General features: G+C 75.2%; 19 protein-coding genes. 8 read left to right on the top strand and 11 right to left on the bottom strand.

Features of this window, described 5'->3' with window-relative positions:
• Positions 1-266 precede the first annotated feature (266 nt).
• From ITX44_RS05460 to ITX44_RS05440, 5 genes are all read left to right on the top strand, one after another.
• Positions 267-3,143, top strand: coding sequence for an SCO5717 family growth-regulating ATPase (locus ITX44_RS05460; protein ID WP_307795105.1), 2,877 nt, complete (start codon positions 267-269; stop codon positions 3,141-3,143).
• A 218-nt stretch (positions 3,144-3,361) separates the two neighbouring features.
• Positions 3,362-4,303: an ABC transporter ATP-binding protein gene (locus ITX44_RS05455; protein ID WP_205355815.1), complete on the top strand. Its 942-nt coding sequence runs from the start codon at positions 3,362-3,364 to the stop codon at positions 4,301-4,303.
• Positions 4,300-5,133, top strand: coding sequence for an ABC-2 transporter permease family protein (locus ITX44_RS05450; RefSeq protein ID WP_205355814.1), 834 nt, complete (start codon positions 4,300-4,302; stop codon positions 5,131-5,133). Before ITX44_RS05455 ends, ITX44_RS05450 begins: the two co-directional genes overlap by 4 nt.
• 25 nt (positions 5,134-5,158) lie before the next feature.
• Positions 5,159-6,364, top strand: coding sequence for a sensor histidine kinase (locus ITX44_RS05445; protein WP_205355813.1), 1,206 nt, complete (start codon positions 5,159-5,161; stop codon positions 6,362-6,364).
• A 113-nt stretch (positions 6,365-6,477) separates the two neighbouring features.
• Positions 6,478-7,155: a response regulator transcription factor gene (locus ITX44_RS05440; protein ID WP_307795114.1), complete on the top strand. Its 678-nt coding sequence runs from the start codon at positions 6,478-6,480 to the stop codon at positions 7,153-7,155.
• 25 nt (positions 7,156-7,180) lie between these two features.
• On the opposite strand, the gene ITX44_RS05435 is transcribed toward ITX44_RS05440, so the two are convergent.
• The 10 genes from ITX44_RS05435 to rimP all read right to left on the bottom strand — a co-directional run bounded on the left by ITX44_RS05435 (position 7,181) and on the right by rimP (position 20,706).
• The gene (locus tag ITX44_RS05435; RefSeq protein WP_205355812.1) at positions 7,181-7,744 is read right to left on the bottom strand and encodes a DinB family protein; all 564 of its coding nucleotides are present in this window, start codon (positions 7,742-7,744) and stop codon (positions 7,181-7,183) included.
• A gap of 74 nt (positions 7,745-7,818) precedes the next feature.
• On the bottom strand, positions 7,819-8,778 hold the full coding sequence (locus tag ITX44_RS05430) for a bifunctional riboflavin kinase/FAD synthetase (protein ID WP_205355811.1): 960 nt from the start codon (positions 8,776-8,778) through the stop codon (positions 7,819-7,821).
• A 234-nt stretch (positions 8,779-9,012) separates the two neighbouring features.
• Positions 9,013-13,095 (bottom strand): serine protease, encoded by a 4,083-nt coding sequence (locus tag ITX44_RS05425; protein ID WP_205355810.1) that lies wholly within the window; start codon positions 13,093-13,095, stop codon positions 9,013-9,015.
• Positions 13,096-13,614: 519 nt separating this feature from the next.
• A complete protein-coding gene (gene truB / locus ITX44_RS05420; protein ID WP_205355809.1) occupies positions 13,615-14,505 on the bottom strand; it encodes a tRNA pseudouridine(55) synthase TruB in 891 nt (296 codons plus the stop codon).
• Entirely contained in the window at positions 14,502-15,026 is a 525-nt protein-coding gene (rbfA, locus tag ITX44_RS05415) for a 30S ribosome-binding factor RbfA (protein WP_205355808.1), read from the bottom strand. Before rbfA ends, truB begins: the two co-directional genes overlap by 4 nt.
• A gap of 48 nt (positions 15,027-15,074) precedes the next feature.
• A complete protein-coding gene (locus ITX44_RS05410) occupies positions 15,075-15,368 on the bottom strand; it encodes a DUF503 domain-containing protein (RefSeq protein ID WP_205355807.1) in 294 nt (97 codons plus the stop codon).
• Between the two features lie 93 nt (positions 15,369-15,461).
• Entirely contained in the window at positions 15,462-18,581 is a 3,120-nt protein-coding gene (gene infB / locus ITX44_RS05405; protein ID WP_205355806.1) for a translation initiation factor IF-2, read from the bottom strand.
• Between the two features lie 172 nt (positions 18,582-18,753).
• A complete protein-coding gene (locus ITX44_RS05400) occupies positions 18,754-19,032 on the bottom strand; it encodes a YlxR family protein (RefSeq protein ID WP_205355805.1) in 279 nt (92 codons plus the stop codon).
• Between the two features lie 67 nt (positions 19,033-19,099).
• Positions 19,100-20,086, bottom strand: coding sequence for a transcription termination factor NusA (gene nusA, locus ITX44_RS05395; protein WP_205355804.1), 987 nt, complete (start codon positions 20,084-20,086; stop codon positions 19,100-19,102).
• Positions 20,087-20,088: 2 nt separating this feature from the next.
• Positions 20,089-20,706 carry a ribosome maturation factor RimP gene (gene rimP, locus ITX44_RS05390; RefSeq protein ID WP_205355803.1) on the bottom strand — a complete coding sequence of 206 codons (618 nt, stop codon included), beginning with the start codon at positions 20,704-20,706 and terminating at the stop codon, positions 20,089-20,091.
• Between the two features lie 187 nt (positions 20,707-20,893).
• On the opposite strand from rimP, the gene ITX44_RS05385 reads away from it, so the two are divergent.
• The 3 genes from ITX44_RS05385 (at position 20,894) to ITX44_RS05375 (ending at position 23,285) form a co-directional block, all read left to right on the top strand.
• The gene (locus ITX44_RS05385) at positions 20,894-21,406 is read left to right on the top strand and encodes a hypothetical protein (protein WP_205355802.1); all 513 of its coding nucleotides are present in this window, start codon (positions 20,894-20,896) and stop codon (positions 21,404-21,406) included.
• A 202-nt stretch (positions 21,407-21,608) separates the two neighbouring features.
• Positions 21,609-22,115, top strand: a complete 507-nt coding sequence (locus tag ITX44_RS05380) for a ferritin-like domain-containing protein (RefSeq protein ID WP_205355801.1) — start codon at positions 21,609-21,611, stop codon at positions 22,113-22,115.
• A 228-nt stretch (positions 22,116-22,343) separates the two neighbouring features.
• On the top strand, positions 22,344-23,285 hold the full coding sequence (locus ITX44_RS05375) for an aminoglycoside phosphotransferase family protein (protein ID WP_205355800.1): 942 nt from the start codon (positions 22,344-22,346) through the stop codon (positions 23,283-23,285).
• A 21-nt stretch (positions 23,286-23,306) separates the two neighbouring features.
• Here the strand turns inward: ITX44_RS05375 and ITX44_RS05370 are convergent, their stop codons facing one another.
• A complete protein-coding gene (locus ITX44_RS05370) occupies positions 23,307-24,992 on the bottom strand; it encodes a proline--tRNA ligase (RefSeq protein ID WP_205355799.1) in 1,686 nt (561 codons plus the stop codon).
• Positions 24,993-25,166 lie beyond the last annotated feature (174 nt).

The following is a 25,166-nucleotide window of genomic DNA, read 5'->3' as shown; positions in this document are numbered from 1 at the left end:
CGCCGGCGCGGCGCCGTTTCCGAGTGCGGATACGAGTGCCGATACGGGTGCGGATACGGGGCCGGGACCCTGCGTGGACCGGGGGCGGACCTGCCCGGGGCGGGGCGGCGTCACTTAGGCTGTCGTCCTGAGCGGCGCCCCGCGTGGGCGGGTTGACCACCACCGCACCGGGAAGGGAGCAAGGGGATGGAACGGGACATGTGCCGGACCCTTCCCTGTGTGCGTTCGCCGTTCGTGAGCGGGTCCGTACTTCAGGAGGCAATGCGGTGACCAACGACCGGGACGACATGGGCGCGGGCGGGGCGGCGTCCGACGAAGATCGATCCGTCGTCGATCACACGGGTGAGTTCACCATCGACTACACCCCGCCCGCCTGGTACACCGGCGGCAGCAGCGGGTCCACCGGCTCGTCCGGTGCGCCGGCCCGGAACGAGCAGCCCGCGCCGCCGGCCCCTGCCCCACCTGCGCCCGCCCCGCCGACTCCGTTCTCCTCCGCTCCGGTGCCGCCGAATCCGGTGCCCCCGGCCCCCGTTCCGCCCGCGCAGGTGCCGCCCGCCCGGATGCCCGAGCCCCGGCACACCCCGCCGCCCGCGCCCGCGCCCGAACCGGTCGCCGAGGAGCCGCCCGAGCCGCCGGCCCGGATGGACGCGGCCACGATGCGGTTCACCGCGGAGGCGATGCGGCGCGAGATCGAGGCGCGGGCCGGCGAGAAGCTGCCCGAGCGCACGCCGGACGAGCCGGCCGACAGCGGATACGGCGCCCCGGAACCGGAGCGTACGGACAGCCCGCGGGAATCCGAACCCGCCGACAGCCCCGAGCGCTGGAACCCGCCGGTGCCCCCGTCGGACTCCCCCGGCCCGTGGACGCCCGCGCCCCCGCAGAGCGCGATGCCGCCGCTGCCGCCCTCCTACCAGCGGGTCCAGGACACCCCGGCCGAGGACACGGCGTTCGCCTCCGGCAGCTCCGGCTTCCCGCTGGCCGCCCCGGAACCGGAAGGCCCCCGGCCGCCCGAGCAGCCGCAGCCGGCCGACGCCCCGCCCGTACAAGGGGGTTACGGCTTCCCGCCCGCGCCGAACACGGAGCCCGCCGGCGCTCCTCCCGCACAGGGCGGTTACGGCTATCCGGTCGCCCCCGACCCGCAGCCCGCCGACGCACCTGCGCCACAGACCGGTTACGGCTACCCGCCCGCCCGGGCCCCGCAGCCCGCCGACACCCTGCCCGCACAAGGCGGTTACGGCTTCCCGCAGGCCGGCGCGCCCCAACCCCCGGCCCCGCAGCCCGCCTTCCCGCAGCAGTTCGCCGGGCCCGACGCCGTACCCCCGCAGCCGCCGGCCCCCGCGCCGGGCCCGGCGGCCCAGCAGCCCGTACCCCCGCCGCCCGCACCACAGCCGCCCGCACCGGCTGACCAAGGCGGTTACGGCTTCCCGCAGCAGGGCGCACCGCAGCCCGAGGCCGGTCCGCTGCCGCCGCTGCCCGCGCAGGGCGGTTACGGCTTCCCGCACCCCGCCCCGCCGGCGCCGCCCGCCCACCCGGGACAGCCCGGCCAGCCGGTTCCCCCGGCCCACCCCGGCGTCCCGGGCCCGCCGGCGGACGGCCCGTCAGGTCACCCCGGCCAGCCGGTCCCGCTGCCCGACCCGCAGACCCCCCAGCCCCAGCAGGGCTACGGCGCCCCCGTCGACCCGCGGGCGGCCGGCGGCTGGCCGTCCGTCACGCCCGACCAGCGGCAGCCCACCGCGCAGGGCGGGGCGCCGCTCGGCTACACCGCGGCGGTGGAGCTGAGTTCGGACCGGCTGCTGCGCAATCAGCCCAAGCCGAAACGGCCGGGCGCCAACGCGCAGCCGAGCCGGTTCAAGTTCGGCGCCAAGAAGGAAGAGGCGGAGCGGCAGCGCAAGCTGGAGCTGATCCGCACCCCGGTGCTGTCCTGCTACCGCATCGCGGTGATCAGCCTGAAGGGCGGCGTCGGCAAGACCACGACGACCACCGCGCTGGGCGCCACCCTGGCCAGCGAGCGGCAGGACAAGATCCTGGCGATCGACGCGAACCCGGACGCGGGCACCCTGGGCCGCCGGGTGCGCCGGGAGACCGGCGCGACCATCCGCGACCTGGTGCAGGCCATCCCGTACCTGAACAGCTACATGGACATCCGGCGGTTCACCTCGCAGGCGCCGTCGGGCCTGGAGATCATCGCCAACGACGTGGACCCTGCGGTGTCGACCACGTTCAACGACGAGGACTACCGGCGGGCCATCGACGTGCTGGGCCGTCAGTACCCGGTGATCCTCACCGACTCCGGCACCGGTCTGCTGTACAGCGCCATGCGTGGCGTGCTGGACCTGGCCGATCAGCTGATCATCGTCTCGACGCCGTCGGTGGACGGCGCGTCCAGCGCGAGCACCACCTTGGACTGGCTGTCCGCGCACGGCTACGCCGAACTGGTCTCGCGCAGCATCACGGTGATCTCCGGGGTCCGCGAGACCGGCAAGATGATCAAGGTCGAGGACATCGTCGCGCACTTCCGGACCCGCTGCCGGGGCGTGCAGGTCGTGCCGTTCGACGAGCACCTGGCGGCCGGCGCCGAGGTGGACCTGGACATGATGCGGCCCAGGACGCGCGAGGCGTACTTCAACCTGTCCGCGATGGTCGCCGAGGACTTCGTACGGGCGCAGCAGGCGCAGGGGCTGTGGACCGGGGACGGCGGCAGCCAGCCGCCGATGCAGCCGCCGCCGATGCCGGGCCAGTACCAGGCGCCGGGGCCGTACGGGGGCGCGCCGGCCGGCTACCCGCAGCAGCAGCCCGCGCCGGGCTACCCGCCGCAGGGGCAGCCCGGATACGGCCAGCCGCCCGCCCAGCCGGGTCCGTACGGCCAGCCCGGCCAGGTCCCGCCCGGCCCGTACGGCACTCCCCCGCAGGCCCAGCAGCCGTACGGGCAGCCCCAGCCGGGCACGGCCCCGCAGCAGTTCCAGCCGCAGTCCTCGCAGCCGCAGGCGCCCCAGGCGCAGCAGGGCTGGCCGCAGCAGCCGCCGCAGGCCCCCGCCGGTCAATCGCCGGTCCCGCCGCCCGGCCCGCAGCAGCCGCAGGACCCGTCCGGGCAGGACCCGCAACCCGGTTACGGCTACCCGCCGCCCCCGCCCGCGCAGAGTTGAGGCGCTTGCCCCAACGGATGACAGGCCGTCCCCGCGCCCGCCGCGCGAGGGCGGCCTTTCACCTGTTCGGGCGACCCGTACGACACCGGTCGTATGCCGCGTCCGCCCCTGGGTGCAGGGCCGCGGACACGGAATCCCCCCGTGGACCGTCGCCGCGGGGCGGTTCGGGATTCGAGGATGGAGTTCACACCCCGCACTATCCCCACGAGGACCGTCCCATGATCGAAGCCCATGCCCTGAGCAAGCGCTACGGCGAGCGCGCCGCCGTCACCGACCTGAGTTTCACCGTCCGGCCCGGCGTGGTGACCGGCTTCCTCGGCCCGAACGGCGCCGGGAAGTCCACCACGATGCGGATGATCCTGGGCCTGGACGCCCCGACCTCCGGCAGCGTCACCGTGAACGGAAAGGCGTACGCCCGGCACCGAGCGCCGCTGCACGAGGTGGGGGCGATGCTGGAGGCCCGCGCCATCCACACCGGCCGCACCGCGTACAACCACCTGCTGGCGCTGGCCGCCACCACCGGCATACCGCAGCGCCGGGTGGACGAGGTGATCGAGATCGTGGGCCTGCGCGAGGCGGCCCGCAAGCGGGTCGGGGGCTTCTCGCTGGGCATGGGCCAGCGGCTGGGCATCGCCAGCGCCCTGCTCGGCGACCCGGCCACCCTCGTGCTGGACGAGCCGGTCAACGGCCTGGACCCCGAGGGCATCCTGTGGATCCGCAACCTGCTCAAGGACCTGGCGGCGCAGGGCCGTACCGTGCTGCTGTCCTCGCACCTGATGTCGGAGATGTCGCTGACCGCCGAGCACCTGATCGTGATCGGGCGGGGGCGGCTGATCGCCGACACCTCGGTGGCGGAGTTCGTACGTGGCGCGGCGGGCGGGTCGGTGCGGGTGCGCACCGAGGAGGCGGACCGGCTGCGGACGCTGCTGGCCGGGCCGGACGTGAGCGTGGCCTCGGCGGAGCGGTCGGTGCTGGAGGTGTCCGGCCTGACCAGTGACCGGATCGGCCGGATCGCCGCCGACGCCGGCATCGCGCTGGCCGAACTCACCCCGCAGCTCGCCTCGCTGGAGGAGGCGTTCATGGAACTGACCCGGGACGCGGTGGAGTTCCAGGCCCCCGCGCGCGAGCCGGCCCTGGCGAAGGAAGGACAGGCAGCATGAGCACGATCACCGCGGAACCCGTGACGAGCACGGCTCCGGCCGCACCGCGCGGTCAGGTCACCCAGGCCCGGGTGCTGCGCTCGGAGTGGATCAAGATGCGCACGCTACGGTCCACGTTCTGGACGCTGGCGGCGGCGCTCATCGCGCTGATCGGACTGGGCGCGCTGTTCTGCACGTTCACCGCCAGCCGCTGGGCGAGCTTCAACCCGCACGAGCGCGCGGACTTCGAGCCGACCCTGACCAGCCTGCGCGGCTACTTCCTGGCGCAGCTCGCCATCGGCGTCCTCGGGGTGCTCATGATCACCGGGGAGTACGCGACCGGGATGATCCGCGCCACGCTGGCCGCCGTGCCGACCCGGCTGCCGGTGCTGTGGGCCAAGGCCGGGCTGTACGCGGCCGTGGTGTGGGTGGTCGCCACGGTGGGCTCGCTGATCGCGTTCCTGCTGGGCCAGGGGATCCTGTCGTCCAAGCACATCGGCACCTCGCTGAGCGCGCCCGGGGTGGCCCGGGTGGTGTTCGGCGCGGGCCTGTACCTGACCGTGGTCGGCCTGCTCGGGGTGGCGATCGGCGCGCTGATCCGCAACACCGCGGGCGGCATCGCCACCGTCTTCGGCCTGCTGCTGGTGGTGCCGGTGCTCTTCGAGGCGCTGCCGTCCTCGTGGGCGAACCACGTCAACCAGTGGCTGCCCAGCAACGCCGGACAGTCCCTGGTCACCCTGCACCACCAGGCCCATACGCTGTCCCCGTGGACGGGTTTCACGGTGTTCCTCCTGTACGGGCTGGTCGCGCTGGCGGGTGCGGCGTACCTGCTCAAGCGGCGCGACGCGTGAGCGGGCAGGCACCCGGACACGGGCGATGACCCTTGTCTCCCCCGGACCGCGGCTGTCGGCCGCGGTCCGGGGCGTGCTGCGCACCAGGCTCGCCCCGACGCTGGTGGACGCGCTGTTCGCCGCGGGGCTGTTCGTGGCGCTGACGGCAGGCGGGCGGCTGGCGATCCGGGACGACCCGGTGCCGCTGCTGAGCGTGCAGACCGCGATGCTGCTGCCGCTGGTGTGGCGCCGCCGGGCGCCGCTGGCGGTGTTCTGCTGCGTGGCGGGCGTGGCGCTGGTGCAGTGGGCGCTGGACATCCGGACGATGGCGGACATCGCCCTGCTGGTGGCCCTGTACACGGTGGCCGCCTACCGGGACCGGCGCGGCACCATGATCGCCTTCGCGGTGATGGAGTGCGGTATCGCGCTGGCCGCGGCGAGGTGGTCGTACGAGGACCGGATCCTGGGGACCTTCGTGTCGCTGTCGGCGATGGCGATCGCGGCCGCGGTGATCGGCACCAACATGAAGGGCCGCCGCGCGCAACTGGCCTTCCTGCGCGAGCGTGCGGTCCGGCTGGAGCGCGAGCGGGACCAGCAGGCGCAGTTGGCGGTGGCGGGCGAACGGTCCCGGATCGCCCGCGAGATGCACGACATCGTGACCCACAACCTGTCGGTGATGGTCGCCCTCGCCGACGGCGCGGTCTTCGCCCAGGAGCGGGCCCCGGAACGGGCCACCGCGGCGATGCGGCAGGTGTCGGCCACCGGGCGGCAGGCGATCACCGACATGCGGCGCTTCCTGGGGGTGCTGCGGGCCGACGAGCCCGACGCGATGCGGCACCCGATGCCCGGCATCGCGCAACTGGACGCCCTGGCCGAGCAGGTACGGGCGGCCGGGCTGCCCACCCGGCTGGAGGTGTCGGGCGAGACCGCCGGGATACCGGCCGCCGCCCAGCTCACCGCCTACCGGCTGGTCCAGGAAGCGCTGACCAACACCTTGAAGCACGCCCCCGCGGGCGCCCGGGCCGAGGTACGGGTGGCCTGCGCGCCCGACGCGGTCGAGGTCACCGTGACCGACGACGGGGCCGGGGCGCCGATCCCGCCGCAGGCACCGGCCCGCTCCACCGGCCACGGCCTGCCCGGCATGCGCGAGCGCGCCGCGGCCTACGGCGGCCGGCTGACCGCGGGCCCGCGCCCCGGCGGCGGCTGGCAGGTCGCCGCCCACCTCCTCCTCACCACTCCGGAGACACCGTGACCCCCCGGACCTCCCCGGGCCCCGTGCGTGGCCCGATCCCCGCGCAGGCATCCGGAACGGGCCCGCGGCCCGCCGGGGCCGAGGGCGCGACGGCCGCCGAGCGCCCCGGGCCGATCCGGGTGCTGCTGGTGGACGACGAACCGCTGCTGCGGATGGCGTTCACCATGGTGCTGGACGCGCAGGCCGACATGCAGCCGGTGGGCGAGGCCGGCGACGGGGAGCAGGCGCTGCGGCTGACCAGGGAACTGCGGCCGGACGTGGTGCTGATGGACGTACGGATGCCCGGCACGGACGGCATCGAGGCGACCGCCCGCATCATCGAGAGCTGCCCGCAGTCCCGGGTGCTCATCCTCACCACCTTCGACCTGGACGAGTACGCGTTCGCCGGGCTGAAGGCGGGCGCCTCGGGCTTCCTGCTGAAGAACGCGCTGCCCGAGGAACTGCTCGCGGCGATCCGGGCGGTGGCGGCGGGCGACGCGGTGGTCGCCCCGCGGATCACCCGGCGGCTGCTGGAGCACTTCGCCCACCAGCTCCCCTCCCCCGCCGGCGGCCCGGACGGACCGGCCGGCCCCGCGGAGGACGAACGGCTGGCCCGGCTCACCGCCCGGGAGCGCGAGGTGCTGGTCGAGGTGGGCCGGGGCCTGTCCAACACGGAGATCGCCGCCGCCCTGCACCTGGCCGAGGCCACCGTGAAGACGCACCTGAGCCGGATCCTGGTCAAGCTCGAACTGCGCGACCGGGTCCAGGCGGTGGTCTTCGCCTACGAGACCCGGCTGGTCCGCCCGGCCTGACCGCACCGCACGAGGGCGGGCCCGGTCACATCCCGGTCGCGCCGTCGATCCGCTCCCGGAGCAGGTCGGCGTGGCCGTTGTGCCGGGCGTACTCGGCTATGAGGTTGACCAGGACGTAGCGCAGCGACAGGACCTTGCCGGTGACCAGGGAGCGGCAGGTGATGTCGAGGGAGGGCGCCTCGGCGACGATGATCCTGGCCCGGTCGCGCTCGGCCCGCCACACGGCGAAGGCGGCCTCCACGTCGCCGTCGAGCCGCTCGAAGTCCTGGTCCGGGTCGTCGTCGGAGTAGTTCAGCATCGGCAGGTCCTCGCCGGCCACGTGCATCCGTATCCACCAGCGCTCGACCCCGGCCAGGTGCCGTACCAGCCCGTGCAGGCTGAGCCCGGAGGGCGGCACCGACCGCTCCGAGAGGCGTTCGGCGGCCAGCCCGCGGCACTTCATCTCGAAGGTGGCCCGGTGCCAGTCGAGGAAGGCGGTGAGGATCTCCCGCTCGCTGCCCACGGTGGGCAGCGCGGGCCGGTCGTCCTCGGCCCACTTCGGGGAGAGCACGACGCTCTGTGCGGGAGGTAGGTACGCCTGTTCGCTCATACCGGGAGTGTGGCAGGCACCACTGACAACGGCCCCTGAGCCGGTACGGCGGGATTCCGGGCCGGCGCCGGGACTCAGCCCTCCGCGGCCGCCGCCGCGTCGACCACCTCGCGGGCCCGCTTCACGTCGTCGGCCATCCGCTCCAGCAGCGCGTCGATGGTGTCGAACTTCTCCATGCCGCGCAGGTAGGCCAGGAAGTCCACAGCCACGTGCAGCCCGTACAGGTCCAGGTCGACCCGGTCGATGGCGTACGCCTCCACCGTGCGCGCGGTGCCGTCGAAGGTGGGGTTGGTGCCGATCGAGATCGCCGCGGGCATCGCCTCGCCGGCCGCGTGCAGCCAGCCCGCGTAGACGCCGTCGGCGGGGATCGCGGTGTGCGGCAGGGTCTCCACGTTCGCGGTCGGGTAGCCGAGCTCGCGCCCGCGCTGGGCACCGCGGACCACGACGCCCTCCACCCGGTGCGGGCGGCCCAGCACCTCGGCGGCGCCCTCGACGTCGCCCCCGGCCACCAGCCGCCGGGTCAGGCTGGAGGAAAAGGGCTCACCCCCGCCGGCCTCGCCCCGCACGAACAGGTCGACGACCTCGAGCTCGTAGTCGTACTTCAGGCCGAGCGCGGACAGGAACTCCACGTCGCCGGCCGCCTTGTGCCCGAAGCGGAAGTTGGGGCCCTCCACCACGGCCTTCGCGTGCAGCCCGTCGACCAGCACCGTCTTGACGAACTCGCTCGGCGACAGCCGGGAGAACTCACGGGTGAACGGCAGGATCAGCAGCGCGTCCACGCCGAGTTCCGCCACGAGTTCGGCCCGCCGGTGGTGGGCGGCCAGCAGCGGCGGATGGCTGCCGGGCCGTACGACCTCGCTCGGGTGCGGGTCGAAGGTGACCACGACCACGGGCAGCCCCAGCTCGCGGCCCCGGTCCACCGCCCGCCGCATGATCAACTGGTGGCCCCGGTGCACTCCGTCGTACGAGCCGATGGTGACGACGCTGCGTCCCCAGTCGCCGGGAACGTCCTCCAAGCCCCGCCAGCGCTGCACCTTGCCGCTCCTGCTTCCTCACCGAGTCCGGATCACGATCGCGAGCCCTGTCGCCCTGCAGGACCAAGCCTGCCATGCCGACGGGCGGCCGTGCCCACCGGCACGGTCCGCGGAGCCCCGCGGGCTGCTTCGGCCGCGGATCCGCCCCGCACCTGTGCGGCCGCCGTACGGCGCCGCCGCGCGGCCCGCGCGTGGGCGTACGCCGCCCGGTGCGAGCCCTGCTACGCCGCGACTCTAGCCGGGGCCCCGCGCGCGGCGCCATCCTGCCTGGGTGCCGCCCCGCCCGGCCGGGTCCGGGGCCGCCGCGGCCTCCAGCCGGCGCCGCGCGCTGGGCCCGAGCACCGCGTCCCAGGCGGCGCCGTCGGTCAGCCAGCCCCGTACCAGGCGGCCGAACTCGGGGTCGGCGCGGGCGAATTCCACCACGCGGCGGTCGAAGCGGGCGGCGCCCTCCGGGTCGCGGCCGAGCAGCAGGCCGAGGCGGTGCACCAGGGCGCGGGTACGCACCGGGCGCCGGCCGCGGCAGCCGTCCGCGGCGGCGGCCAGCAGCGCGTCCAGCACCTCGGGGTCGTGCTCGCCGTCCAGCACCAGGTCCAGCAGTTCCTGCCGCAGCGGCCGCGAGGCGGGCGTGCCGGGCGCCGCGAACACCGGCAGCAGGGTGCGCCGCACCTGCGGCGGGTGGTCCCGGAGCACCGCGCGGGTCAGTGCGACCAGCTCCGCCCGCACCGCCGGGCCGCGCTCCAGCCGCAGGTCCAGATAGGCCGCGACACCGCCGGCCTGCTCGGGGCGGTGCGCGAGGTGGTCGGCGAGCAGGGCGGTGAGGCGGCCGGTCAGCGCGGGGTCGGTGACCGCCGCCAGTTCGCGCAGCACCTCTGCGGCGCCTTCGCCGCCCGTCCGCAGCCGCGCCCCGAAGGCGGCCAGCACCGGCTCGGGCCGGGCCGGCAGGGCGGCTGCCAGCGCGGCCGCGGGCACCCCGGGGTCGCCGGCCGTGAAGCGCTCCAGCGCCGGGTACAGGTGACGGTCGCGGGTGGCGGGGTCCTGGACCAGCAGGCCGAGTGCGGCGCCGTGCAGGGCGTGGTCGGCGGGCCGCTCCAGCAGGGCCAGCGCCGCGTGCCGCAACAGCGCGCGGTCGGCTCCGGAGCGGGCATGGCTCGCCGCCATGGGCGCGTACGCGGCGGCGGCCGCCCGGCGCTCCGGCCGCGGGTCGCGCGCCCAGCGGTCGACCGCGCGGCACACCGCCGACGGCTCGTCCTCGGCAAGGGCGGCCAGCAGTTCCCCGGCCCGCGGGTGGGCGGCCGCGCTCAGCGCCTCCATGAGCTCGTCCGGGGCCAGCCGCCGGTGGGTGTGCAGCAGCGCCTGCGCGGCGCGGGCCACGGTCAGCCGGGGCCGGTCCGGCCCCGCTCCCGGATGCAAGGGCCGCTCGTCGCGCAGCCACCCGCAGACGGCGGGCACGGCCCGTGCCGGGTCCTCGCGCAGCAGCATGGCGGCGGCATCCAGGAAGCGGGCTTTCCCGTCACCATTGCGCCCGGCAGGCGGCGGAGGGTCCGCGGGCAGCAGCACGCGCAGCAGGTCGAGCCGTTCGATCGCGCCCAGCGGCAGCCGCTGCCAGAACCACGGCCCGAAGCCGCCGAGGTCCCCCATCCGTCCGTCCGCCGCGAAGCCGCCGCGCTCCCCTGCCCCGGCCACGATCCGCTCGGCCAGCTCCCCCAGCACCTCGCGGTACGCCGTCGCGTCCGCGGCCCGCAGCACCGTCTCCCGCACCAGGTGCGTGCCCCACCAGCCGGCCTCGCGCCCCGGGTCCCGCCCGAGCGCCGCCACCAGGGCGCCGAGATGCGCCACCCGCGCCTCCTCGGGCGCGAGCAGCAAGGCCTGCACCACCGGCCCGGCCCGGTGTCGGGGCACCGGCACCGCCCTGGGCGCCACCGCCGGAGCCGGCGGCACAGGCGGCGGCTGCGCCCCACTGCGAGCCACGAGACGGCGTACGGGCAGCCGTACGAGCACCTCCTCGGCGTCCTCCCGCCCCGCAACGCGCAGGGCTGCCCCGTCCCCGCTCCCGGCGGACGCGGCGAACCAGCGCTGCTTCAGGGCACGAGGCGGATTCCCTGTCGCGGCCGGCGGCTCCTGCGACGGCTTCCCACCGACCCCGGAGGGCATGAGCCTGTCCTGCCCCACCGAGCCGGACCCGGCCGACAGCACGGAACGCGGTCCCTCCCCCGCCCGTGCGCCGCGCCGCACCCCAGGAGCGGCCGTCGCCTCCGCCGCCTCCCGGCGCCGCGTACCCCCTTGCGCCGGCACCCGTGCCCCGCCCTCCCCCACGCCCGCGGCCCGCCCCGCCGCCTCCGCCGACGGCCGCGCGAACCAGCGGTGCCGCGCCGGACGGGACCGGGCCGCCGCTCCGGCCGGCACAGCGGCGCCCGGCACCGTCTCGGCAGCCCCCTGCGCGGGCACCCGGAACCGCCCCTCACCCGCCACCACCGCACCGCGAGGTGCGGGCAGCCCGCGGTGGACCAGGGCGTGGAGGGCGGCCGGGAGGTCGAGGTGGAGGGCCTGGAGCCAGTCGGCGAACTCCTCGTGGGGGAAGCGGTAGCCGGCGCCGGCCGGGACGAGGAGGCCCTCGGCGAGGACGGCGGACGCCCAGCCGGTGCGCCAGGGGAACAGGCCCGCGAACGCCTCGCGGTCCAGCTGGCCCTGGCCCGGGCCGAGGCAGTGCCGGGCGGCCTCGTGGACGCGCCCGGCGACCCGGGCGGCGAGCCGGCGCAGTTCGCTGCCGCGTACCGGCCGCCGCGCATCGGCCGCGAGCCGTTCCGCGGTGCGCAGGCACAGCAGGTCCAGGTGGGCGGCGAACACCTCGGCGCGTGAGGGCGCCGGGCCGGGCTCGGCACCGGGCAGTTCGGCGCGGATCTCGGACAGCAGGCGCAGGGCCAGTGGGTGGGCGGCGTCGGCGAGGCGCAGCGCACCGGGTTCCAGCCCGAGCGAGGACCGGGCCCGGGCCGCCTCCCCGGGATCGAGATCGGTCACCCGCAGACAGGGCGGCAGCGGCCGGTGCGGGGGCGCAGAAGCGGCGCGTACGCCCCCGGGCACGGCCGCGGCCCCGTACGCCGGGCCGCACACCAGGTCGGCCGGGAACAGGGCGCCCGCGTGCTCCCAGAACTCGGGGCGGCAGGCGAGGACCAGGCGGGCCGGGCCGGGCCGCAGCCAGGCGGCGGTGGCCGAGGCCCAGCCGGCCAGGGCGTGCGCGAGGGCCGGCGGCATCTCCTCGGGCGTGTCGAGCACGACCAGCAGCGGACGCCCGGCGGCGGCCGCCACGGCGCAGACGGCGTCCGCGGGGGCGCATTCGGGCGCGCCGGGCGAGGCATCGACCAGTCGGGCCGCGGCGCACAGCGCGCGCTCCACGGCGTCGGCGATCGAGGTGTCGGCCGCGCGCAGGTCGGCGCCGCGCAGCCACACCGTGGGCGCGGGCCCCGGCTCCCGGGCGCGGCGCGCGGCGATCGCGGCCAGTTCCGTGGTGCGGCCGGTGCCGGGCTCACCGACCAGGGCGAGCACCAGCGGCGTACCGGCGGCCCGTACGTCCCCGGTGAGGAAGTCCCGCAGCGGCTCGGTGATCCCGGGCCGGGCCACCGCCGTGCGCCACCGCTCGGTCCGGGTCGCGGGGCCGGTGGAGGCGGCGGCCAGGTGCAGGGTCCCGGCGAGGTTGAGGTGGGCGCCGTAGGCGGGCACGGTCGCCGCGTTGCGGGCGAGCAGGGCGGCCAGTGGCTCCGGCGCGTTCGCCGGACGCAGGGGTACGGCGAACCCGCCGGCACGGTGTCCGGAGTTCAACGCGGTGGCCACCACGGCGAGCACGGCGCCGGTGGCCGCGTCGATCAGCGGGGTGCCGGACGCGTCGGGGCCGAGCCCGGCCACCTCGGCGCCGTCCAGGTCGAGTTCGTACGCCTGGTCCAGCAGGTGGAAGCGGTCGGTGGCGGTGTACGTGACGGGCCCGGAGGCCACCACCACGCCGCGCGCGGCCGACAGCGGCAGCCGGGTCCGGCGGTGCGGGTCGGCGGGGCCGCCCGGCGCCACCGGCAGCGGCGCCGCCGTCAGCCCTTCGGTGGCCACCAGCGCCAGGCCCTGCTCGGGCAGCGGGGTGATCGCCGCGGCCTCGGCCAGGCGCACCTGACCGCCGGGAGCGTGCAGCACGAGCCGGGCCAGGCCGTCGACCGCCTCGTGACTGGTGACCATGGTGCCGAGGTGATCGGCCAGGAAGCCGGTGCCGCGGGGCCGGCCGGCCAGATCGCGCACCCGGACCAGCGCCTCCTCCGTACCGCCGCCGTGCGCCGCCATGCCGTCCTCCCCACCCGTCCCCGCCTGCCGCGACTCCAGGGCCTGTCCGGCGGATCCAGCCGGGCCCACGCCCCCCGGCACCGCACCTTGCCGCGTTGTCCAGTCATCCGTGTACGACCCGGTACGAGGGGCGACTCTCCGCCTTGCCACGCTCCCCCCGGCTGCCGCTGGGAGGTGCCTCCCTGCACCGGACGCCGCGGGCTGCTCCGCCGAGATCCGCCGGACAGGCCCTTGTCCGGCTTCGACGGTAGGTGCCCGGCGATCTTCCGCCCAGATCACCGGGCGAAAGCGCCCCCCTGTGCTCCCTCGGTTCACTCCGAGCGCCCGGCCATTGGAGTGATTTCGGAGTACTGGATGGATAGGGACAGGTCAGGGGGGTGGAGGGGATCGTGGAGCGGGACGGCTGTGGGGACAAACCGGCCCGCTCCACGGTGCGCGTCCGAAGAGGGATCCGAAGAGGAATCCGAAGAAGGATCCGGGGAGGGGCACGGCGCCCGGGCCCCTTGGCGGCGCGTGGCGCTACTGCGCGAAGCCCGCCACGATCCGGACCTGGCCGCTGTGTTCCTCGACCAGGGCCAGCAGGCGGCCGTCCGGGCCGAAAGCGGCGGTCGGGCCGGCGGGCAGGGCGGGCGCGGCGATCCGTACCCCGTGGCCCAGCAGACGGGCCTGCTCGGCGTCGACGTCCCAGCGGGGGAAGGCCGCGCCGGCCGCGTCCTCGATGGGCAGCACCGCGAAGGACTCCTCCAACTGCTCGAGGGTGCGGGCCTGCCCGATGGCGTAGGGGCCGACGCGGGTGCGGCGCAGGGCGGTCAAGTGGCCGCCGACGCCCAGCCCGGCGCCCAGGTCGCGGGCGAGGGCGCGGATGTACGTGCCGGAGGAGCAGACCACGGTGACGTCGAGGTCGAGCAGGTCACCGGTGCGCCGCAGGTCCTGGACGGTGAAGGAGTGCACGGTGACCGGGCGCGCGGCGAGTTCGAAGTCCTCGCCCTCGCGCACCCGGGTGTACGAGCGCACGCCCCCCACCTTGATCGCGCTGACCTTGGACGGCACCTGCTGGATGGGGCCGGTGAGCGCGGCGATCCCGGCCGCCACGCCCTGCTCGGTGACCCCGGTCGCCGGGGCGGAGGCGGTGACCTCGCCCTCGGCGTCGTCGGTGACCGTGCTCTGGCCGAGCCGGATGGTGGCGGTGTACTCCTTCTCGGTGAGCGCGAGGTGGCCGAGCAGCCGGGTGGCCTTCTCCACGCCGATGATCAGCACGCCGGTCGCCATCGGGTCCAGGGTGCCGGCGTGGCCGACCCGCCGGGTGCCGGCCAGCCGCCGCATCCGGGAGACCACCCCGTGCGAGGTGAGCCCCCCGGGCTTGTCGACGATCACCAGCCCGGAGGGCGCCTGGGTACGCGTGTGCGTCATGCCTGTGACGGACCGTCCTCGTCGGCGGCGCCACGGGTCCCGCCGGGCTCGTCGGCCGCCGCGGCGGCCTCGTCGATCGAGTCGGCGTCCTCGTCCTCCGCCTCGGCCGGCTTGCGGTACGGGTCCGCGTCGCCCGCGTACTGCGCGTCCGTGGCGCTCTTGCGCACCTCCTCGTCGGCCGCGCGGGCCTTGGCGAGCAGGTCGTCGATGGTGCGGGCGTTGTCCGGCAGCGCGTCGGCGACGAAGGCCAGCGTCGGGGTGAAGCGCACCCCGGTCTGCCGGCCCACCTCCGAGCGCAGCACGCCCTTGGCGCTCTCCAGGGCGGCGGCGGAGGCGGCGCGCTCCTCGTCGTCCCCGTAGACCGTGTAGAAGACGGTCGCCTCTCGCAGGTCACCGGTGACCCGGGTGTCGGTGATCGTCACATAGCCCAGCCGGGGGTCCTTGATCCGGCGCTGGAGGGTCTCCGCGACCACGACCCGGATGCGGTCGGCCAGCTTGCGCGCCCGCGCGGTGTCGGTCATCGTCCTGTTTCTCTCTTCTCCGGTCCGGGCGCGGCGCGCGGCCCGGTGTCAGTCGTCGTCGCCGTGGATCCGCTGCCGTGCCGACAGCAGGTCCACCTCGGGCCGGGCCGCCATCCAGCGCTCGCACCGGTCGAGGACGTCCTTGATGTGCCCGAGTTCACCGGACACCACCGCGATGCCTATCTCGGCCCTGCGGTAGAGGTCCTGGTCCCCGGTCTCGGCCACGCTGACCCCGAATCGGCGGTGCAGCTCGGCGACGATCGGGCGGACCACGGACCTCTTCTCCTTCAGCGACCGTACGTCACCCAGGAGCAGGTCAAGTCGGAGCGTGCCTGCGTACATGGGTACGACGGTACAGGCGACGGCAGGGGCCGATCGACGGAATTTGCGTTCCGTCGACCGGCCCCGAACCGCCGGCTCAATCGGTCAGCGGTGTCAGCCGCGCGGCTTCTCCCGCATCTCGTAGGTGGCGATGACGTCGTCGATCTTGATGTCGTTGTAGTTGCCGAGGTTGATACCGCCCTCGTAACCCTCACGAATCTCGGTGACGTCGTCCTTGAAGCGGCGCAGACCCTCGATGGTGAGGTTCTCCGCGATGACCTTGCCGTCGCGCAGCAGCCGCGCCTTGGTGTTGCGCCGCACCTCGCCGGAGCGGATGAGCACACCGGCGATGTTGCCGAGCTTGGAGGAGCGGAAGACCTCGCGGATCTCGGCGGTGCCGAGCTCCACCTCCTCGAACTCCGGCTTGAGCATGCCCTTGAGGGCCGCCTCGATCTCCTCGATGGCCTGGTAGATCACCGAGTAGTAGCGGACGTCCACACCCTCGCGCTCGGCCATCTGCGTGGCACGCCCGGCGGCGCGCACGTTGAAGCCGATCACGATGGCGTCGGAGCCGGTCGCCAGGTCGATGTCCGACTCGGTGACGGCACCCACGCCGCGGTGCAGCACCCGGATGTCGACCTCCTCGCCGACGTCGAGCTGGACCAGCGCGGACTCCAGGGCCTCGACCGAACCGGACGCGTCGCCCTTGATGATGAGGTTGAGTTCCTGCACCTCACCGGCCCGCAGCGCCTCGTCCAGGTTCTCCAGCGAGAACCGGCGGCCCTTGCGGGCGAACGCGGCGTTGCGCTCACGGGCGGCCCGCTTCTCGGCGATCTGCCGAGCGGTGCGGTCCTCGTCGACGACGATGAAGCTGTCGCCGGCGCCGGGCACGTTGGTCAGGCCCAGCACCTGGACCGGCATGGACGGGCCGGCCTCGTCGACGGTGTTGCCCGCGTCGTCGAGCATGGCCCGCACGCGGCCGTACGCGTCGCCGACGACCATGGTCTCGCCGACCCGCAGGGTGCCGCGCTGCACCAGGACGGTCGCGGTGGCGCCGCGGCCCTTGTCCAGGTGCGCCTCGATGGCGATGCCCTGTGCGCTCTGCTCCGGGTTGGCCCGCAGGTCCAGCGCCGCGTCGGCGGTCAGGACGACCGCCTCCAGGAGCTGGTCGATGTGCAGGCCCTGCTTGGCGGAGATGTCGACGAACATGGTGTCGCCGCCGTACTCCTCGGCCACCAGCCCGTACTCGGTGAGCTGGCCGCGCACCTTGGTCGGGTCTGCTCCCTCGACGTCGATCTTGTTCACCGCGACCACGATCGGCACGTCGGCGGCCTTGGCGTGGTTGAGCGCCTCGACCGTCTGCGGCATCACGCCGTCGTTGGCCGCGACGACCAGGATGGCGATGTCGGTCGACTTCGCACCGCGGGCACGCATGGCGGTGAACGCCTCGTGACCCGGGGTGTCGATGAAGGTGATCTGCCGCTCGTCGCCGTTGACCTCGGTGGCGACCTGGTACGCGCCGATGTGCTGGGTGATGCCGCCGGCCTCGCCCGCGACCACGTTGGTCTTGCGGATCGCGTCGAGCAGGCGGGTCTTGCCGTGGTCGACGTGACCCATGACGGTGACCACCGGGGGCCGGGAGACGAGTGCTTCCTCGCCGCCCTCGTCCTCGCCGAACTCGATGTCGAAGGACTCGAGCAGCTCGCGGTCCTCCTCCTCCGGGCTGACGATCTCCAGCACGTAGTTCATCTCGCCGGCGAGCAGCTCCAGGGTGGAGTCGGACACCGACTGGGTGGCGGTGACCATCTCCCCGAGGTTGAGCATCACCTGGACGAGCGACGCCGGGTTGGCGTTGATCTTCTCGGCGAAGTCCGTCAGCGAGGCACCGCGCGACAGCCGCACGGTCTGGCCGTTGCCGCGGGGCAGCAGCACACCGCCCACGGACGGGGCCTGCATGGCCTCGTACTCCTGGCGCCGCTGCCGCTTGCTCTTGCGACCGCGCGCCGGACGCCCGCCGGGACCGCGGCCGAACGCACCCTGCGTGCCACCGCGACCGCCCGGACCACCGGGCCTGCCGCCGAAGCCGGGACGCGCACCGCCGCCGCCGAAGCCGCCGCCACCACCGGGGGCGCCGCCGCCACCGGGACGCGGGCCGCCGAAGCCGCCGGAACGACCACCACCGCCGCCGGGACCGGCCGGACGGCCGGCGAAGCCGCCGCCGCCACCACCGGGACGCGGACCGCCGCCGCCACCGCGGCCGCCGGGGCCGGGACGGCCGGGAGCGCCGGAACGCCCGCCGGGACCGCCGCCACCAGGACCACTGGAGGGACGCTGCGGCATCATGCCCGGGTTCGGCCGCGGACCCGCGGACTGCGGGCGCGGCATGCCGCCGGGCGTGGGACGCGGTCCGCCGGGACCGGCCTGACCGCCGGGCGCACCCGGACGAGGGGCGCCACCGGGACGCGGACCGCCGCCGGGGGCCGCGGGACGCGGGCCACCGCCCTGGCCGCCACCGGGACGCGGACCGCCACCCGGGCGGGGCATGCCGGTGGAACCGGACGTGAAGGGGTTGTTGCCCGGACGCGGGCCGGCCGGACGGGCACCGCCCGGACGCTGGCCACCGCCGCCCTGGCCGGGGGCCGGACGGCCACCGGGACGCGGACGGTCCTCGCCGCGGTGCTGGCCGCCCTGTCCACCCTGACCGGGCCGGGGGGCCGGCCGCGGGCCGGGGGTCGCGCCGGAGCGCGGGGACTGCTGCTGTTGCTGCGGCGGCTGCTGCTGCTGAGCCGGCGGGGCCGACGGCGGCGCCTGGAACTCCGCGGCCGGCACGGGTGCCGCCGGGGCCGGCCGGGGACCCGGGGTGGGTCGCGGACCGGGCCGCGGGCCGGAGCCCGGGGTCGAGGCCGGCGCGGGGCCGGCGCCGGACGGCGCGGCGGGGGCCGCGGGACCGGCCGGGATACCCGGCTTGGGCGCCGGGGCAGCGGGACGGGCCGGCGCACCCGGGGTGGGGGCCGGCTTGGCGGGCGCCGCCTTGCGGGGCGCGGACGGCTTGGCAGCGGACTTGCCGGCGGTGCCGGGTCCCTGGAAAGCGTCAGTCAGTTTACGGACTACCGGTGCCTCGATCGTCGAGGACGCCGAACGGACGAATTCGCCGAGTTCCTGGAGCTTGGCCATGACGACCTTGCTCTCGACTCCCATCTCCTTGGCGAGTTCGTATACCCGGACCTTAGCCACTTCGCTCCTTCTGGTCCGGGGTGGTCGTCCGCCGGACCTTCGCTACTTCATGGGCGTACTCATCGCGTACTCATCGAGTGCTCATCGCAATCTCGACCTACTTCCATCTCGCGCGAGGTACCTGACCGCACGGGGTGGGCCGTGCCGTACGTTTCCTACTACTTACGGGTTCTTACGGGGCTGCCCGCTCGACGTATCGGCGCAGTTCCGCACTGTCGGGCGTCACCGGGCGCTTGAACGCCCTGGCGAACGCCCGGCGGCGGACCGCCAGGTCGAGACAGGCAAGGGCGGGATGCAGATAAGCACCCCGACCGGGCAGCGTACCGCGATGATCGGGTACGCACGCGTCCCCGGCCACCGCCACACGCAGCAGATCGGTCTTGGCCGCTCGCTGCCGGCAGCCGATGCAGGTTCGCTCCGGGCATGCTGGGACCAGCGTCCGACCAGACACTCCTAGTCTACCTCCCCGCGCCGACCTCACCCCTTCGAGTGAGTCGGCGCACGGTTGTTCGCGTGTTTCAGCCCTGGGGCTGCTCGGTGTCGGGCCGGATGTCGATCCGCCAGCCGGTCAGCCGGGCGGCGAGCCGGGCGTTCTGGCCCTCCTTGCCGATCGCCAGTGACAACTGGTAATCGGGCACGGTCACCCGGGCGGACCTGGCCGCCTGGTCGACGACGTCGACCTTGGAGACCCGGGCCGGCGACAGCGCGTTGGCCACCATCTCGGCCGGGTCGTCCGACCAGTCCACGATGTCGATCTTCTCGCCGTTGAGCTCGGCCATCACCGCGCGCACCCGGGCGCCCAGCGGTCCGATGCAGGCGCCCTTGGCGTTCAGCCCGGACCGGGTCGAGCGGACCGCGATCTTGGAGCGGTGACCGGCCTCGCGGGCGATCGCCTCGATGACCACCGAGCCGTCGGCGATCTCCGGCACCTCCAGCGCGAACAGCTTCTTCACCAGGTTGGGGTGGGTGCGCGAGAGCGTCACCGACGGGCCGCGCATGCCCTTGGCGACCCGGACGACGTAGCTGCGCAGGCGCGTGCCGTGGGCGTAGTCCTCGCCCGGCACCTGCTCCTGCACCGGCAGGATCGCCTCCAGCTTGCCGATGTCGACCAGCACGTTCTTCGGGTCCTTGCCCTGCTGGACCACACCGGTGACGATGTCGCCCTCACGGCCGGCGTACTCCCCGAAGGTGACGTCGTCCTCGGCGTCGCGCAGCCGCTGCAGGATCACCTGCTTGGCGGTGGACGCCGCGATCCGGCCGAATCCGCTCGGCGTGTCGTCGAACTCGCGCGGCTCGGCCCCCTCGCCGGCCTCCTCCGGTTCCTCGGTGGCCCATACGGTCACGTGCCCGGAGGTACGGTCCAGCTCGACGCGCGCCTTGCGGTGGCTGCCCGGCTCGCGGTGGTAGGCGATGAGGAGCGCGGACTCGATGGCCTCGACCAGCAGGTCGAACGAGATCTGCCTTTCCTGCACCAAGCCCCGCAGGGCCTTCATGTCGATGTCCACGGCTACGCCTCCTCAGTGCTCTCGTCGACGGCGCCGCCGTCGGTCCCCGGTTCGTCCAGGTCGGTGTCGTGGTCCAGGTCGTCCGCGTCGATGGCGTCGTCCGTGTCGACGGTGTCGAGCGCGTCGTCCCCGTCCGCCGCGTCCTGCTTCCGGCTGAACTCCACCTCGATCCGGGCCCGCTCGATCTCGTCGAACTCGGCCCTGGCCGGTTTGGGCTTGCGCCCCTTCACCCCGGGGACCTCCAGGTCCAGCCCGGTGTCGTCCACCGCCATGATCCGCGCGATCAGCTCGCCGCGCTCCTTGAGCCGCAGCTTGACCAGCCGGCCGGTGTTGCGCCGGAACTGGCGGGGCTCGGTGAGCGGCCGGTCGGTGCCGGGCGAGCTCACCTCGAGCTGGTACGGGGTCTCGCCCATCACGTCCGAGACGTCCAGGGCCTGGGAGACCTCCCGGCTGACCTCCGCCATCGCGTCGAGGTCCACGCCGTCGTCCGCATCGACAACGATCAGGAGCTGACGCCTGTTCCCGGCCGCCGTGACCTTGATCTCCTCCAGGTCCAGGCCGGCCTTGCTCACAAGCGGCTCCAGCAGCGCGCGCAGCCTCTCGCTCTGGGTGGTGCTCATCCGGGTGACTCCTCGGCCGCGTCTGCTGTTGTCATGGAAGGTCGCGTGTCAGCCAAACTTTACCCGGGCGGGCGGCTCCCCGACCAATTCGCCCCGGGCGGGACTCCTGCGAGCACGCTCCCGCGGCGGGCCGCGGTCGCCGCGGACCCCGGGCTCCGGCACCCGGAACAGGCCCTAAACTCCCTGCATGATCCCGGACATCCCCCGGCCGAGCAGGCGCAGACTACTGGCCGTCGCGGCCGCGGGCACCGTGGGCACCACGGCCGGGTGCGCGCCGGACAGCGGCAGCGGCCACCGTGCGGCACCGCGGCCACCGGGGACCGCCGAGCGCACGCAGGCCCTGCGGGACAGCGCCGCGCTGCTCGCCTCGTACGACGCCGTGATCGCCGCCCACCCCGCGCTGGCCGCCTCGCTGCGCCCGCTGCGCGCGGAGGTCGCCCGCCACGTCCAGGCCTTCGGCGGCACCCCGGCGGCTCCCGGCCACGCAAGCACCCCGGCGGCCCGGTCCGTCCCCACGCTCACCTCGCTCGTAGCGATGGAGCGCACGCTCGCCGACCGCAGGGCCGCCACTGTGCTGGAGGTGCCCGGGGACTTGGCGCGGTTGCTGGCCTCGGTGGCGGCGGCGGGCGCAGCGCACGTGGTCCTGCTGACTGCGGCGCAGGGGCGGCCCGGCGCGGTGTCGGGCGCCGGCGCCGGCTGACAGCGCGGACGACCGCCGCGGCCGGGGAAGCGGAGAGCCGGACCGCGGCCGGGGAAGCGGAGAGCCGGACCGCGGGCGGAGGAGAAGGACTGGCCCCGGCCGCGGGCGGACGAGGAGAACCGGCCCCCAGCGGCCGGCCGGGCAGGCCGGGCGGGAACGGCCGCGAACATTCGCGATCAGCCGGGAACGGCCGGCAACGATCATGAACAGCCAGGCACAACCGGGCACAGCCCGGAAACGACCGAGAACGATCCGGAAGAAGTCGGGGAGAGAAGTGAACGCGGTCATCGACGCCGCCCAGGCGGCGCTCGCGGCCGAGCACGCCGCGGTGTACGGGTACACGGTGGTCGGCGGCCGGGTCGCCGGGGCCCGCCAGGCCGAGGCGCGGCAGGCGTACGACGCGCACCGGGCCCGGCGGGACACGCTGGCGCGCACGGTCGTGGACCTGGGCGCGGTGCCGGTGGCCGCCGCCCCGGGGTACGAGCTGCCGTTCGCCGTGCCGGACGCGGCCGGTGCGGTGAAGCTCGCGGCCTTCCTGGAGGAGCGGGTGGCCGGCGCGTACGGCGACCTGGTGCGGGTCGCGATAGGCGACATCCGGCGGGACGCGGCGGCCGCCCTGCGCGAGGCGGCGGTGCGCGCGGTGCGCTGGACCGGCAGCGGCGTAGCCTTCCCGGGACTGGCGGAACTCGGCCAACCGTCCGGCCGGTAGTCGCAGCGCGGGGGGTACGGGCCGCGCCGGGGACGTACGCGACAGGCGACATCCGGCCGGACACGGCGGCCGCCCTGCGCGAGGCGGCGGTGCGCGCGGTGCGCTGGACCGGCAGCGGCGTAGCCTTCCCGGGACTGCCGGAACCCGGCCAACCGTCCGGCCGGTAGTCGCAGCGCGGGGCGTGCAGGCCGCGCCGGGGACGTACGCACGACGGAGGGACGCACTGCCATGGGTTCAGCGGGGGACGACGGGGCCGCGCCCGTACGCCTGGACCCGCCCGAGCGGCTGAGCAGGACGGTCACCGCGTGGGAGGGCGAGGCGGGCCGGGCGTGGCTGGCGGCCCTGCCGGACCTGACGGCGGAGCTGCTGCGGCGCTGGCGGCTGACCCCGGAGCGGGTGCTCGCCGCGGGCGGTCAGATCAGCATGATCGTGCTGGTGCGGGACGCCGAGGGCGGCCCGGCCGTGCTCAAGGTCGGCCTGGTCAACCGGGAGACCGACCAGGAGCACGCGGCGCTGGCGCACTGGGACGGACACGGGGCCGTACGGCTGCTGGCCGCCGATCCCGGGCAGGGCGCGCTGCTGCTGGAACGGCTGCACGCCGACGAGAGCCTGCGCTCGCTCGCCGAACCGCGGGCGATGCTGGAGGCCACCGACCTGCTGCGGCGGCTGTGGGTGCCGCCGGCCGCCGGCCACCCCTTCACCTCGGTGGCCGACTTCACCGGTGAGCTGGCGGAGCTGCTGGCCCGGCGCCGGGCGGAGCCGTACGCCGCGGACGCCCGGGCCCTGATCGACGAGGCGCTGGCGGCACGGGCCGGCCTGGTGGCCGACAGCGCGGAGAGCTTCCTGCTGCACGGCGACTTCCACCACGGGAACGTGCTGGCCGGCGACCGGATGCCCTGGCTGGCCATCGACCCCAAGCCGAAGGTCGGCGAACGCGCCTACGACCTGGCCTGGCTGGCCCGCGACCGGCTCGCCACACTCGCCGCCCAACCCGGTTCCCGGGCCGCCGCCCGGCGCCGCATCACCAGCCTCGCCGACGCCCTGGAGGTCGACCGCGACCGGCTGCGCGGCTGGTCGCTGTTCCGCGCGGTGGAGGCGGGCGTCTGGTACCTGTCGGTGGGCGGCCGCGAGGACGGCGAACTGCTGCTGGAGTTCGCGAGCTGGCTGTAACACCCTGCCGGGGACCGCCGGTCAGGAGGTGAGCCGGGCGAGCGCCTCCGCCACCGGCAGGTCCTCGCGTTCACCCGTACGGCGGTCGCGCAGTTCGACGACGCCTTCGGCGGCGCGGCGGCCGGCGACCAGGATCCGCGGGACGCCGAGGAGTTCGGCGTCGGTGAACTTCACACCCGCCGACACTCCGGTGCGGTCGTCCAGCAGGACGGTGACGCCCGCGGCGTGCAGGCGATCCGCGATCTGCTCGGCCAGTTCGGCCTGCGCGGCCTTCCCCGCGGCGACCACGTGCACCCGGGCGGGCGCGACCTCGGCGGGCCAGCACAGGCCGTGCTCGTCGGCGGTCTGCTCGGCCAGGGCGGCCACCGCGCGGGAGACACCGATGCCGTAGGAGCCCATGGTCACGCGGACGGGTGTGCCGTCGGGTCCGAGCACGTCCACCCCGAAGGCGTCGGTGTACTTCGTGCCGAGCCGGAAGATGTGGCCGATCTCGATGGCGCGGCCCAGGCTCAGGCCGGCCCCGCAGTTCGGGCAGGGGTCGCCGGACCGGACGGTCACCACGTCGAGGTAGCGGTCCACGGTGAAGTCCCGCCCGCACACCACGTTCGCCGCGTGCCGGCCGGGCTTGTTGGCGCCGGTGATCCAGGCGGTGCCGGGGGCCACCCGGGGGTCGGCGAGGTAGGGGAGGTCCAGGCCCTGCGGCCCGACGTAGCCGCGGACCAGGTCGGGGCGGCGGGCGAAGTCCTCGGCGGTGACCAGGGCGACGGTGGCCGGCGCGAGGTGTTCGGCGAGCTTGCCGAGGTCCACCTCGCGGTCGCCGGGCACGCCCACCGCGGTGATCTCGCCGTCGACCGTGACCAGCAGGTTCTTCAGCGTGGCGGCGGCGGGCACGCCGAGGTGGGCGGCCAGGGCCTCGATGGTGGGCGTGTCGGGCGTGTCGAGCTCGGTCGGAGCGCCGTGCCCCTCGTCCGCGGCGGGCGGCGGGGTGAAGGTGACCGCCTCGGTGTTGGCCGCGTAATCGCAAGCCGGACAGTCGGCGAAGGTGTCCTCGCCGGCCGCGGCGGGCGCCAGGAACTCCTCGGAGTCCGAGCCGCCCATCGCGCCGGAGACCGCGGAGACGATCCGGAAGTCCAGCCCGAGCCGGCGGAAGATCCGTACGTACGCCTCGCGGTGCGCCCGGTACGCGGCGATCTGCCCCTCCTCGCCGGTGTCGAAGGAGTACGCGTCCTTCATCAGGAACTCGCGCCCGCGCAGCACCCCGGAGCGGGGCCGGGCCTCGTCCCGGTACTTGGCCTGGATCTGGTAGAGGATCAGCGGCAGGTCCTTGTACGAGCTGACCTGGTCCTTCACCAGCAGCGTGAAGACCTCTTCATGGGTGGGCCCGAGCACGTAGCCGGCGCCCTTGCGGTCGGTGAGCCGGAACAGCAGGTCGCCGTACTCCTGCGCGCGGCCGGTGGCCTCGTACGTCTCGCCGGGCAGCAGGGCGGGCAGCAGCACCTCCTGGCCGCCGATGGCGTCCATCTCCTCGCGGACGATCCGCGCCACGTTGTCCAGCACGCGCTTGCCCAGCGGCAGCCAGCTCCACATCCCCGCCGAGGACCGGCGTACGTACCCGGCGCGGACCAGCAGCTTGTGGCTGAGGGTCTCGGCGTCGGCCGGGGCGTCGCGCAGCGTCGTGACCATCAGCCGGGACATGCGCAGCACCATGGGCGGGCCTCCTCCGGGAGGATCGGGAAAGTCCGGCGAGGATACCGGCCGTGCCGCGGGCGCCCGCAAACGTTTTACGCCTCCGGTTCTACGCCCCCGGTTCGGCTTTACGCCCCCGGCTCGCGCCCGGGTTCACGTCCGGGTTCCCGTGCCGCCGACGGCTCGTGCGGGGCC

It is taken from the genome of Actinacidiphila acididurans (genome assembly GCF_016918855.1).
GTDB classification, from domain to species: domain Bacteria; phylum Actinomycetota; class Actinomycetes; order Streptomycetales; family Streptomycetaceae; genus Actinacidiphila; species Actinacidiphila acididurans.
The sequence above is the reverse complement of the archived record's forward strand: the minus strand, read 5'-3'. Positions and strand labels throughout refer to the sequence as shown.

Coding starts and splice junctions, on each gene's coding strand:
- ITX44_RS05455 (WP_205355815.1), top strand. CDS start 3,362: ATGATCGAAGCCCATGCCCTGAGCAAGCGCTACGGCGAGCGCGCCGCC.
- ITX44_RS05450 (WP_205355814.1), top strand. CDS start 4,300: ATGAGCACGATCACCGCGGAACCCGTGACGAGCACGGCTCCGGCCGCA.
- ITX44_RS05445 (WP_205355813.1), top strand. CDS start 5,159: ATGACCCTTGTCTCCCCCGGACCGCGGCTGTCGGCCGCGGTCCGGGGC.
- ITX44_RS05435 (WP_205355812.1), bottom strand. CDS start 7,744: ATGAGCGAACAGGCGTACCTACCTCCCGCACAGAGCGTCGTGCTCTCC.
- ITX44_RS05425 (WP_205355810.1), bottom strand. CDS start 13,095: ATGGCGGCGCACGGCGGCGGTACGGAGGAGGCGCTGGTCCGGGTGCGC.
- truB (WP_205355809.1), bottom strand. CDS start 14,505: ATGACGCACACGCGTACCCAGGCGCCCTCCGGGCTGGTGATCGTCGAC.
- rbfA (WP_205355808.1), bottom strand. CDS start 15,026: ATGACCGACACCGCGCGGGCGCGCAAGCTGGCCGACCGCATCCGGGTC.
- ITX44_RS05410 (WP_205355807.1), bottom strand. CDS start 15,368: ATGTACGCAGGCACGCTCCGACTTGACCTGCTCCTGGGTGACGTACGG.
- rimP (WP_205355803.1), bottom strand. CDS start 20,706: ATGAGCACCACCCAGAGCGAGAGGCTGCGCGCGCTGCTGGAGCCGCTT.
- ITX44_RS05385 (WP_205355802.1), top strand. CDS start 20,894: ATGATCCCGGACATCCCCCGGCCGAGCAGGCGCAGACTACTGGCCGTC.
- ITX44_RS05380 (WP_205355801.1), top strand. CDS start 21,609: ATGAACAGCCAGGCACAACCGGGCACAGCCCGGAAACGACCGAGAACG.
- ITX44_RS05375 (WP_205355800.1), top strand. CDS start 22,344: ATGGGTTCAGCGGGGGACGACGGGGCCGCGCCCGTACGCCTGGACCCG.
- ITX44_RS05370 (WP_205355799.1), bottom strand. CDS start 24,992: ATGGTGCTGCGCATGTCCCGGCTGATGGTCACGACGCTGCGCGACGCC.